This window comes from Rhizobium sp. AN80A (assembly GCF_030053015.1).
GTDB lineage: Bacteria > Pseudomonadota > Alphaproteobacteria > Rhizobiales > Rhizobiaceae > Rhizobium > Rhizobium metallidurans.
Genome location: NZ_JASJPX010000002.1, coordinates 114,119 through 126,160, shown reverse-complemented (window position 1 = coordinate 126,160; position 12,042 = coordinate 114,119). Strand labels below are relative to the sequence as shown.

The following is a 12,042-nucleotide window of genomic DNA, read 5'->3' as shown; positions in this document are numbered from 1 at the left end:
ATGAGCTAGGAGCATCGAATTTTGACCGGTCCGGACGATAAACGGCGAACAATCCGAGATGTGGCAAAGGCGGCCGGCGTCAGCATTTCGACTGCCTCAAACGCTTTGAACGGTATCGGCCGGACGAATGCCGAAACGCGTGAAAAGGTCAAACGGATTGCCGACGAGCTTGGCTTTCGGCCGAATGCACTCGCGCGTGGATTGCTGACAAAGCGCAGTCACGCCATTGGGATGTTGACCAACGATACCTATGGTCGACTGACGCTTCCAATGGCGGCGGGCGTGTCCGAGATCCTTGTCGACCACGGCGTTTCGCTCTTCCTCTGCGCGACCAACAATGATCCGCGGCTTGCCAAGCTGCATCTTGATGCATTGCTGGACCGACAAGTTGATGGGATCATCTTCAGCGCAACGCGGATCGACCTGGAGCCGCCGCCCGAGCTTCTGAAACTTGGAATTCCAGTCATCTACGCATTCTCACAGGGACCCGCTGATAGTGTAAGCTTCCATCCTGATGATGCCCAGGGCGCGCGTCTGGCCGTGCAGCATCTCCAGGCCCTTGGCAGATCACGCATCCTGCATATCACCGGCGAACAGAACTATCTCGCCGCCCGTATCCGCGCGGAGGCCTACAGAGAAGCTTCGGGGGCTTTCGATGTGATGTTCGGTGAGTGGTCCGAGGAGTGGGGGCACACCGCAATCGACGCGGTCTATTCCCAGACAGGTAAGAAACCCGATGCAATTTTCTGCGGCAGCGACGAGATCGCCCGTGGCGTTATCGGTGCGCTTCGCGATCGAGGGATCTCCATCCCCGATGAGGTCGCGGTCGTCGGGTTTGATAACTGGGAGGTCATCTCCAAGCAGACACGGCCACCGCTCACGACGCTTGACATGGCGCTCAAGGATATTGGGCGCCGGGCGGGCCTGGCGATCCTTGGGCTTTCTCGCCGCGAGAAACTTGAGCCGGGTATCGTGCGGCATCCCTGCAGTCTCGTTAGACGGGCCTCCGCGTGACCCACGCGAAGATTCCAGCGCGATCGATTTACAACTGAACGGCCCTTCGTCTTCGTCAGCCGCGGATCTTGCTGCAGTGTGTCGTTTGGCAGTTAACCGTGAGATTGCGGCTGTTGGAGACCGGTACCTTTTCTGGGGTGCTCACGAACTGTTAGTGCCGGCTGAGCCATCTTGATTGCCTCGATGGAGGAGTCAACGATGGCAGTGGAATGAACGATCACGATCGAGGACAAGAATGCGTTCGGCGATAGTTGCCGAAAGGAAATACGCATAGACAATCTCGGGGGGAGCGGCTGTTTGATGGTGACCTCGGCCTGTCGATTGAGGACGGCAAGAGGATTATGGAAGCGCTGCGGAACGCCGTCGTGAACCATGAGGCCGAGACCTATTCCCTTTACCGCCGTGTCTGCCCTGGACTGCCACACGTTCCGAGCAGTCAAAGATCACACGACGCGCCGCATCGAAACCGTTTTTGGCACAGTGAAGGTTCGCAATCCCCGCTGGATGATGTGCAGCGATTGCTATCCAGGCATGGTCGGTGCGTTCGCGCCACTAAAGAAAGTCTGCCCTGATCGGGCGACGTCTGAGCTGATGGAGCTGACGGCACGGCTGGGAAGCGTTATGTCCTAAAGACGTAAGCGTTGCGAACGCCCCACATTTTAAGTCCGTTTCAGCTCGCGCATAATCTTGATCTATCGAAATTTGAGGGTCGGATTTATGGATTTGGTACCAATCGAGGACGACGAGAAGGCGACGCCGCATAGTGCTGATGATCGTCATCAGCACTATGCGGAAGGCGATATCGGGGGTGATAGATCGGGTTCGCGCCGCGTCGAGGTAATTCTTGGCAAAGAGCGCCGGCGTCGCTGGAGCCCGCAGGATAAGGTGATGATTACGGCAGCCAGTTTTGTGCCTGGCGCCAATATTTTGGCCGTTGCGCGTCAATACGGCGTGAGCCAAGGCCTGTTACACTATTGGCGGCGCTGCACCCGCGAGCGCGTATCGGATGAGCAGGACATGCGTTTCGTGCCAGTGGTCAGGGTCGATGAGGGCCAGTGTGACCTGGCCCATCCGGCTATTGTCACGAAGTTGGCCGTCCGCGTTGAGATGAACGGTGCTTGTGTCGTGATTGAGGCGGCGTTGATGAGGATGCGTTGCGTACGGTGTTCAATGCGCTGCGAGCATTCGCGTGATCTCGCTTGGATCGGATTTGCGGATCTTGGTTGCTTCAAAGCCGGTCGATTTTAGGAAAGGCATCAATGGGCTGGCGGCGCTGGTATCGACAGCGCTCGGTGCGAACCCCTATTCCGGTGATATCTATATCTTCCGCAGTAAGCGCAACGATCGATTGAAGATGATTGTTTGGGATGGCAGCGGCATGGTGTTGTTGACGAAAATTTTGGAAGACCGGCACTTCACTTGGCCTGCGGTTCGCGACGGGGCGGTTCATCTTGGGGCGAGCGAATTAGCGCTTTTGCTCGACGGTCTGGACTGGACGAGGGTGGAGAGAAAGGCGGTGAAACGTCCCACAAAAATAGCGTGATCCCATTGTAATCTATCGACAATTCTTTGGGCTTTTGCTAGGGTTGGACATGTTCGATCGTGAACGACACCTGCCTCGGGATCCCGACATTCTGGTCGGCATGGTCCTGGAAAGAGACGCTGAAATAGAGCGTTTGAAGGTTCTTTTGAAGGCGGCCAACGCCCAGCCTTTTGGGCAAAAATCCGAAAAGTCGATAAGCGTTCTGGAGGGGCAAGCCCGTCTCGATCTAGGGGACGTAGCCCTTGCCCCTGAGGTGGCTTCGGCCAGCGATGAGGCCAGGCTCACCACGATGGCGCGCCAGGCAAGTGTCAAGTCTCCACCCCGGCGCAATCTCGGCGCCCTGCCGGACCATCTTGAACGCGTCGTTGAGGTCATCGAGCCGCTATCCTTGGAATGTGCCTGCTGCCAAAGGCAGCTCCATCGCATTGGTGAAGATGAAAGCGAGGCCCTGGCGTCGCGGCCGGCTACACTTTACGTCTTGCGCACCGTGCGCCCGAAATACGCCCGCCGGGCCTGCGAAACCGGCATCGTTCAAGTCAGGGCGAGGCCGCGTTTGTTTGATGGCGGCCTGGCGACGACGTCCTTGATCAGCAATGTAGTCGTATGGCGATATGCTTGGTATCTGCCGCTCAACCGCCAGGTTCAGATGCTGAAGGGACAAGGCATCCGGTTAGACACGTCGACGCTTTGCGGCTGGGTGAAGCGTTCAGCCTGGTGGCTGAGATCGCTCTACGACAAGCTATTGGCCTATATCCACAGTCACCCTCGGGTGTTTGTCGACGAAACCCGGATGCCCGTGCTCAAAAGGGACCGAACACGAACGAAGATTTGTCAGTTCTGGGCTCATGCGGTCGACGATCGCCCGTGGAATGGCCCAGCCTATCCGGCGGTCGCCTATGTCTTTGCTCAAGGGCGGGGCAAGACGGAGATCCAGTCGCAGTTGGTCCGCTACAGAGGACTTCTGCAAGTCGATGCCTACAAAGCCTACAAGAGCTTGACCCGCCCCGGCCGTCGGGCCGGCACGATCACTCTTGCCTATTGCCTGGCCCATGCCCGCCGCAAGTTCGTCGATGTCTTCAAGAAGTATAAGTCCGAGCTGGCCAGGGTGGTGATCGAACGCCTGGCCGAGATCTATGCGATCGAAGCCAATATCCACGGCACGAGCGCCGAACATCGGCTCTGTGTTCGTCAGGAAAAGAGCAAGGGCCTGATGGCTGATCTGAAAATCCTCCTGATGAACACGATCAAGGATATATCCGCGAAGGACCCCGTCGCATCCGCCATTAGATACACGCTGGGACATTGGTCGGGCCTAACCCTCTTTCTCGAGGATGGAAGACTTGAGGTCGATTCCAATACCGTCGAGCGTAATATGCGCAGCGTTGCGCTTGGGCGCGTCAATAGTCTGTTCGCCGGCAGTGATGGCGGCGCCGAGACGTGGGCCATTTTGGGCTCCTTGCTGACCACGGCAAAGTTGAACGGCCTCGATCCCTATACGTGGCTCAACGACATTCTTGAACGCATCGTGTCGGGCGAGATAAAGTCGACTTCCTTGGAGCGTTGCCTGCCGTGGCATTGGAAAGAGGAACATGCGGATATGAATATGGCGGTCGCAGCGTGAAAAGCCCCAAGCGTGCAAAACTTCTGACCCTGGAGCAGTTGGAGACCTGGTTCGACAAGACCGAACCGGCACCACCGTGTGGGGGCGTTTCGATGTTAAACGGCTTCCTGACCGGTCTGGCTGCGGGACCGGTCTTCCTGTTACCCAATGACTGGATGTTCCATGTCATCGGCGAACACGAGAAAAGAGCGTTCGTCGGCAACGAGGTCCAGGCAGTGATCGATACGATCGTCGACCACTACAACCTCATCGCCCACCAACTGACGGCGCCCCGCCGATATGCTCCGGTGTTGATGCGCACGGACGACGAAGAAGTGCTTTCTGGAGCTTGGGCCGACGGGTTCTACGGCGCCATGAGCCTGAACCTCGGCGCTTGGGCACCGTTGCTCGCCCAAAAGCAGACCGGCGAACCGATCATGGGCATACTCGTTCAATGTACGAAGCCCGATCTAATCGAGGTGATCGCAGCGGCGTTCCCAAAACTCCCTGAGGACCTTCTTGCAGACGCATGGCGAGCGATCCCGATCGCGGTCGAGAGCATTTACGCGCACTGCAAGCCGATCCGCTTCAATCCAGGCGCTCCCGCAAACGACATCTAGTCGGATCGACGACGGCCGCTTCCTATAACGCCTTCAACGACACCCGACCGCGCAGAGCCCATCAAACGTCAAGCCAAATCGTAGTGGGACGCTTGCAACGGATACCTACAGACAAGCGGCGAGCGTGCTCAAGAAGTTTCTTCCTATTGAGCCAACCGAGACGCACGCGACAGTGCGCAAGCGTACCATCAGGGTCGGTGAGCGGATCGACGACCAGATTGCAAACGAAGAATGGCTCGCGACAAGGAAGATGGAGGAGCGGCACCAACTCGAAATGCCGCTTCCAGGTGATCGACGCGAAGAGTTCGTCATCAGCATCGACACTGCCCATGTTCGTAGCGCCGAACGCTATTCAGCCCGAAGCTTCGAGCTTGTTGTTGCCCGATGTGGTCGTGGTGGTAGCGGCGATGGCGGCGGCCGCTGTTTTGTCACTGCCAACACCGATCACAAGGCAATCCGGGATCGAACTTGGCATGCGCTTCGACGGGAGGGGTATTGCGGTTACGGCGACGTTACCGTGCTCTCGGATGGGGCTGAAATCCTCAAGCGCCTGCCTCGTATCCTGCCGAAACCGACGACGCATATTATCGACTGGTTCCACATTGCCATGCGGATCCAGCCTATGCAGCAGATCGCGGACTTCATGGTGCGATCCCAATCCGATCTCTTCGAAACCCTTTCGTCCATCGACAGGGAGATCACGGCTGTGAAATGGCGCCTGTGGCACGGAAGTATCGATCGCGCCATCCGTCATCTCGGGGCCGCTTTGGCACGGCTGAAACCGTTACAGCAAGAAGGTGGTTCCTCGCTATCAAGGCTTCACAGCTTCGGTTCGCGACTTTAGACCTATATTCGTTCGAACCGTGGCGCGATCGTCAACTATGGACAGCGCCACCGAGCCTGGGCTTCGTGTCGCCAGCACCCTCGCCGGGTCAGAGGTGAACTCGTTGGTCGGCAAGAGGATGGTCAAGAAGCAACAGATGCGATGGACGCTCCATGGCGCTCACATGCTCATGCAGGTTCGGACGGCCGAGCTCAATGGTGAACTTCACGATCGAGTGCGGGCACCATTCCGACAGAGGGTTCTTCCGGTTGGTCTTTGGTGGAATAACCGGCCTGATCCCGTTGATCAGCAGTTCCTCGCGCAGGAAGTCGCCATCGTAGCATTTGTCAGCTTAAGGAATTGTGCGACAACGCAGAGTTATTCGTCGAAAATATGCGTTAACATGTAACGCGCGGAGGTTGCGGCGAACTTCGAGGGGCCGTCACGGGCGCGTTTGAGCGTGGCAGGATGAGGCAGGTTGAAAACGAAATGGGCGCAAGGGCCGCGTCGCCTAGGCCGCTGCCTCAGCTATGTGGGGCAACGCTCAGCCCCCACCGCCCTTCTGAACCCGTATCTCCTCGATGAGCAAATCTTGAAACGCTGAAAAAGCCGGGACGCGTAGTGTAGGTTTGTATTTAACTATCAGATTCCGCCTCAACTCTTTCAATAACTTAGCCGGGCACCTAATTTGAGAATTAGCAATTAATTTGAGACCGGTAACAAGTCTTTGGCTAGGCGGCACGCAGCAAACATTTCCGCCGCGTCGCGGCCCGATACGACAAACCCGATTGTCCTTCGCAGCATTCCTTGCCCTAGCTGCAGCCAAGATATGGCTGCCATACTTTGTCAACAGGACCTATGTGGAACCAGCCTTGCAGGTGAGGGACGTTCGTAGGCCCCATCATGGTCGCGGTGCTGCTGGCCGAAGTTCTCAGTGCGGTGACATTTCTCAGCCTGACGCAGACCTACCAGTACCTCTTCTAGGGGGCGCTCATTGTGATCGCGGCTCTCATCTACTCGGCGGGCCCGCCGACGGTCAGCATAACGCTCGGTTGCGGCACACACCACTCGGCATTACCGTCCCGGACGTCGCCGCTCAGGACATAACTTTCGATTGCCGCCGTCTTTTCAATCTGTAGTGCGAAGAAATTAACTGTCACGTCGACGCGGCTACCGAAGGGGATCGTGTTTTTGTGAACGCCTAAGGGTTGACGAAAGCGATGGGGGCGCCATGCTTTCGCCTAAATTACGAATCCCGAAAGGATGTCATGCCCTTCCGACGTATTGCCGCCAGCTTGTTGTTTCTGTTGGCTCTTCTCTTCGTTCCAGCGCCTTCATATGCGCAGGAGCCATCTTCGCCAACACCGCAGCCGGCCAGTAGCGTCGACGATTTGATCCGGATTCTTGAGAATGAACATGCCCGAAATGACCTTCTCACGAGACTAAAAAATGAAGCGGCAGCACATCAGGTTCAGGAGCCGGTAGAAGAGCATCCCACCATCGCCCGTCAGATCGCTGAACAAACAAGAGCGGCGGCAGAACAGATTGTCACCGGTGGTGAAGCGGTCTGGAGCGGCGTCGCGGGGCTGGCTGTCATCTTCACTGGCACGAGCACGGTCGACTATAGTGCAATCCAGACTCTGGTCCTCAATGTGATCCTCGTTGGCGCCGGCCTTTTTGCTTCGTTCTTTGTGTTGCGGATGTTGGTTCACCTTCTTCAACGGGGCCTGGATCGCCGGGCAGTCGGCCGCCATTGGTCGATCCGGACGATCTTTACTGTGATTGCCACAGTCGCGGATATCGTGACCGTTGCCTTGGCCTGGGGTGCCGGTTACGTGATTGCGCTGCAGGTCGTCGGTGGCGCCACCGGCCGCATGGATATCAACCAGACCCTCCTTCTCAATGCTTTTCTGATGGTAGAGATGCTGAAGGTCGCAATGCGGCTCGCGCTGCAGCCACGCTTCCCGGCGCTTCGATTTGTGCTCGTTTCCGATACCATGGCGGCCTACTGGTATTTTTGGGCAGCGCGCGCCGTCTCGCTTGTCGGGTACACCTTCATGTTTGTCGCGCCCATCCTCGCGTCGAATGTATCCGAAGCAGCGGCCCAGGCGGTTCGTGTTCTGGTGATGCTCACCGCACTGGTCATTGCTATCATCGTCATCCTGCAGAACCGCGATCGTGTGCGACAGGCCTTGTCGTCTCGTGCAGCCGGCGGCCGGACAGACTTTATCGGCCGCAGTGGAGCATTTCTCGCCGGCATCTGGCATCTTTTGGCAATCGCCTATCTGATTGCGATCTTCTTCGTCTGGCTCGTCAATCCAACAGCCGCTCTCCCCTTCATGATGGCCGCCACGATCAAGTCGATCGTCGCTGTGGTCGTTGGCGGTTTGATCATTGCCTTTGTCGGTCGCTTTGCCAATGGAGGTCTCAGGTTGCCTGAGGATGTTCGCGCCCGCCTGCCTGCCTTGGAGGGAAGGCTACAGGCCTTCGTTCCGCGTGTGATGCAGATCATCAGGACAGTGGTGACGATCGGGGTCGTAGTTGCTATTGCCCAGTCATGGGGCCTGATCGACTTTCTCGGATGGCTGTCTTCTGAAGCTGGTCAACGGATCAGCGGATCGGCCTTTGCCGCACTGGTTATCCTTATAATCGGCTTCGTCGCCTATCTGGCTATGTCCTCCTGGGTCGAATACCGGCTTAATCCGGCATTCGGCACGATACCTACAAGCCGCGAGAAGACACTGCTGTCTCTCTTCCGAAACGCCTTCACCATCACCCTAGTTGTCTTGGTGTCGATGCTGGCGTTGGCCCAGATCGGCGTCAACATCGCGCCGCTTCTGGCGGGTGCTGGCGTGCTGGGTCTCGCGATCGGCTTTGGCGCCCAGAAACTGGTCCAAGACATTATCACCGGCGTCTTCATCCAGCTCGAGAACGTGATGAACGAGGGCGATGTCGTCAGCCTCGGTAGTGTCAGCGGCGTCGTGGAAAAGCTGACTATCCGCTCAGTCTCGATCCGCTCGCTGGACGGAACGCTGCACCTCATTCCGTTCTCCTCCGTCGATACCGTCTCCAACATGGTCAAGGGTTTTGGCTACCATGTCGCCGAGATCGGCGTTGCCTATCGAGAAAATATCGACGAGGTGAAGAAGGCGATGCACGAAGCCTTCGATCTCCTGATGCAGACCGAGTGGAGCGAAAAAATCATCGACAAGCTCGACATGCAAGGCATCACCGCCTTCGGCGACAGCGCCATCACCGTACGTGCCCGCATCAAGACGGTCGCCGGCGGGCACTGGGGGGCCGGCCGCGTCTATAACGAGTTCATCAAGCAGGTCTTCGATCGCCGTGGTATCGAAATCCCGTTCCCGCATGTCACGCTCTATATGGGCGAGGACAAGGCCGGCAAGGCGCCACCGCTGCGGCTGAAGGGCGGAACGCACCCAAATCAATTACCGGAAAGCGATGTGAAGCCGATCCTGCAGCCTTAATCGGCGATGCGCCAGGCCGAGCATATGCTGCCGGTTAGGCGCTTCGACCTGAGATGGAATTTGCATGAGAGAGTCCTAATTCTCATGCCAGTCCAAGTGAATGACCGGTTGCTTTAGGATTTCCGGGAGCGCCGTATCAAGCGAAGAAAGGCAGTTCTCGCCTATGAAAAGCTTCATCATCAATCCACCGGTCTTCTACGGTTCCATCATTGTCATTGGCCTGTTCCTTGGAGTCGGCGTGCTTGTCCCCGGCCAGGCCGGGGCGCTGTTCGGGGCGATCCAGACCTCTATCCTCGGCGCCTTCGGCTGGTTCTATCTGCTTTCGGTCGGCGTCTTCCTGCTCGCGGTGCTGGTGCTCTGCTTCGGTCGTTTTGGACAATTGAAGCTCGGCCCGGACGATTCTGTCCCGGATTTCCGTTTCGTCTCATGGATCGCAATGCTTTTTGCCGCCGGCATGGGTATCGGGCTTATGTTTTATGCCGTCGGCGAGCCGATGACGCACTTCATGGCACCGCCAACGGCCGAACCTCGCTCGATCGAAGCCATGCGAGAGGCGATGACCGTCACCTTCTTCCATTGGGGCATCCACGCCTGGGCGATATATGCGGTGGTTGGACTGTCGCTGGCCTATTTCGGCTACCGCTTTAATCTGCCGCTGACCATCCGTTCGGGGCTGTACCCACTGCTTAAAAGCCGGGTCGATGGCCCGATAGGCCACGCCGTCGATATTTTTGCCATTGTCGGCACGATGTTCGGTATCGCCACCTCTCTTGGCGTCGGCGTATCGCAGATTAATGCTGGCCTCAACCACTTGCTTGGTATTCCGATCGGCATTGAACTCCAACTTCCCCTGATTGCGGTCGTCACCGCAATGGCCACGGTCTCCGTTGTTACCGGCCTCGACAAAGGCGTGCGTATCCTGTCCGAGACCAACCTCATCATTGCCATCCTGCTGATGGTGTTCGTTCTTGTCGTCGGGCCAACCAGCCAATTGTTGCGCGATTTTGTTCAGAACCTCGGTCTTTATTTTGACACCCTGGTGCTAAGAACCTTCAATATCTACGCCTATCAGCCAACGCCCTGGATCGATAGCTGGACCCTGTTCTATTGGGCGTGGTGGATATCCTGGTCGCCATTCGTCGGAATGTTCATTGCTCGTATTTCCCGCGGTCGAACCGTTCGCGAATTCGTCATGGCTGTGCTCTTCATTCCAGCGGGTTTTACCTTTTTCTGGATGACAGTCTTCGGCAATACGGCGATGTTCATCGATACCGGTGTCGCGGCCGGTGCTCTGGGCACGGCCATTGCCGATGACGTCTCGGTCGGTCTGTTCCGTTTCTTTCAATACCTGCCGCTCTCCGGACTGACGTCGACACTTGCTGTCCTTCTGGTTTCGATCTTTTTCATAACCTCGGCCGATTCCGGTGCGCTAGTAGTCGATTCCATCGCGGCTGGCGGCGAGACGCAAACAACAACGGGGCAGCGTGTGTTCTGGTGTGCGATGGAGGGTATCGTCGCCGGCTGCCTACTGCTGGCAGGCGGACTTACGGCCCTACAGTCGGCGACGGTCGCCAGTGCCCTGCCCTTCACCATCGTCATGTTGGCACTCGTCCTGTCGCTCTACCTCGGCATGCGGGAAGACCTGGCGCAGCGAGATGCCCATCATGGACAGAACCCGCTTCCGGCCGCCCAGCCTGCGTCGGGGCAAACGTGGCAGCGCCGTTTGGCGCTCATGCTGACGGCCGCGACGGAGAAGGACGTTCGACGCTTCATTGATACACAGGTGCGACCGGCGCTTGATCAGGTTGCTGCTGAACTCAGCTCTCGCGGCAGGCATACTCAGGTGGTGGAGGAAGAGCGTGATAGGGCCATTGCTCTTCGCTCGCCTGCAGACGGTGTTCGCGACTTTGTCTACGGCGTAAGCGTCGTTGGTCACCGAATTGCCAGCTTCACACCCGTTCGCGCCGGCTCGGCAGAACTTCGTTACGAAGCGCGCACATACTTCTCGAGCGGAAACCGCGGCTACGACGTGATGGGCATGTCACGGGATCAGTTGATAAGCGATGTGCTTGCCCAGTTCGAACGATATCTGCATCTCGTCCATTCGCCGGAGTTTCAGTTGGTCCACAGCGCCCCGGAACATCAATCCGGTGTGTAGTTTCAGACAGTGCGTGGTGGCGGACGGGTTTAGCCGCTCACCACGCATTGCTTTCTGTTGCATGGTTTGAAGGAACGGTCGCATCCCAGCCTCTCTGTGAAAGAGGTGCAACAATGCAGAGCGGCACAGACATACACTACACAGCGAAAGAGCTTTCCGGTCATTACGAGTGAAGGCGAGGTAGATAGCAAGGAGGATAAAAAAGACAAACGCAATCGCGCGAGCAAATGCACGTCCGATTCTGACCAAAATCAGGAAAGGTCTGACACACCGATCACAGATTGACGTTCTTTGATGCTTTTTGTCGAGGCAAGCGCCAACCAGTCGGCCACAACGAAGCCGGAAATCATGGCTACATAGGCCTGCGCATTTGCGACAAGGACACCAACTGACGTTCGGCCAGGCCGATCAAAGCCACGAAAAAACAAGAAGGTGACGCGCAAGGACCCGCAGTGCCAACGCCGCGCGACAAATCGCACGCGTCTGTGGCGGGGCCGCCGGCCCATACCCCAACGCGACCGGCTGCGTGAGGTTCGGTTGCAGCAGCAGCTGTCCATCGAGAATGCTGAATTAACGATAGAATTCGGCTCGTCCGTCTGGCTGCGGTATCAGACACTCGCATGAGCAAAGTTCAGACGTTGCGGGCGTCCGCATAGCAACCTTGGCCAGCTGCACCACAGAAACACATCGAGGTACAGTGTCTGCTGAATATCGCCGCAGATCACTAAAGTCGTCACGGCGGCCAGGTATCCCGCCCTTCAGAAGGCCGTGGATCGAGAAATTCCATCGGACATTT

General features: G+C 57.4%; 8 protein-coding genes. All 8 read left to right on the top strand.

Annotated elements, in window-relative coordinates:
* Window positions 1-21 precede the first annotated feature (21 nt).
* The 8 genes from P3R82_RS06975 (at window position 22) to P3R82_RS06940 (ending at window position 11,246) form a co-directional block, all read left to right on the top strand.
* Window positions 22-1,014 carry a LacI family DNA-binding transcriptional regulator gene (locus P3R82_RS06975; RefSeq protein WP_111564651.1) on the top strand — a complete coding sequence of 331 codons (993 nt, stop codon included), beginning with the start codon at window positions 22-24 and terminating at the stop codon, window positions 1,012-1,014.
* Window positions 1,015-1,731: 717 nt separating this feature from the next.
* Window positions 1,732-2,262, top strand: coding sequence for a transposase (locus P3R82_RS06970; RefSeq protein ID WP_283193578.1), 531 nt, complete (start codon window positions 1,732-1,734; stop codon window positions 2,260-2,262).
* The gene (tnpB, locus tag P3R82_RS06965) at window positions 2,204-2,557 is read left to right on the top strand and encodes an IS66 family insertion sequence element accessory protein TnpB (RefSeq protein WP_283193577.1); all 354 of its coding nucleotides are present in this window, start codon (window positions 2,204-2,206) and stop codon (window positions 2,555-2,557) included. Before P3R82_RS06970 ends, tnpB begins: the two co-directional genes overlap by 59 nt.
* Window positions 2,558-2,606: 49 nt before the next feature.
* Complete coding sequence (locus tag P3R82_RS06960; RefSeq protein WP_283193576.1) at window positions 2,607-4,178, top strand: IS66 family transposase; 1,572 nt, start codon at window positions 2,607-2,609, stop codon at window positions 4,176-4,178.
* Window positions 4,175-4,777, top strand: coding sequence for a YecA family protein (locus tag P3R82_RS06955; protein ID WP_283193575.1), 603 nt, complete (start codon window positions 4,175-4,177; stop codon window positions 4,775-4,777). Before P3R82_RS06960 ends, P3R82_RS06955 begins: the two co-directional genes overlap by 4 nt.
* A gap of 124 nt (window positions 4,778-4,901) precedes the next feature.
* Entirely contained in the window at window positions 4,902-5,621 is a 720-nt protein-coding gene (locus P3R82_RS06950; RefSeq protein ID WP_283193574.1) for a hypothetical protein, read from the top strand.
* Window positions 5,622-6,868: 1,247 nt separating this feature from the next.
* The gene (locus P3R82_RS06945; protein WP_111564657.1) at window positions 6,869-9,088 is read left to right on the top strand and encodes a mechanosensitive ion channel domain-containing protein; all 2,220 of its coding nucleotides are present in this window, start codon (window positions 6,869-6,871) and stop codon (window positions 9,086-9,088) included.
* 163 nt (window positions 9,089-9,251) lie between these two features.
* Window positions 9,252-11,246 (top strand): BCCT family transporter, encoded by a 1,995-nt coding sequence (locus P3R82_RS06940; protein ID WP_283193573.1) that lies wholly within the window; start codon window positions 9,252-9,254, stop codon window positions 11,244-11,246.
* Window positions 11,247-12,042: the final 796 nt, after the last annotated feature.

Bases quoted from the DNA above. Each gene is read 5' to 3' on its own strand.
- P3R82_RS06960 (WP_283193576.1), top strand. From the start codon at position 2,607: ATGTTCGATCGTGAACGACACCTGCCTCGGGATCCCGACATTCTGGTC.
- P3R82_RS06945 (WP_111564657.1), top strand. From the start codon at position 6,869: ATGCCCTTCCGACGTATTGCCGCCAGCTTGTTGTTTCTGTTGGCTCTT.
- P3R82_RS06940 (WP_283193573.1), top strand. From the start codon at position 9,252: ATGAAAAGCTTCATCATCAATCCACCGGTCTTCTACGGTTCCATCATT.
- P3R82_RS06970 (WP_283193578.1), top strand. From the start codon at position 1,732: ATGGATTTGGTACCAATCGAGGACGACGAGAAGGCGACGCCGCATAGT.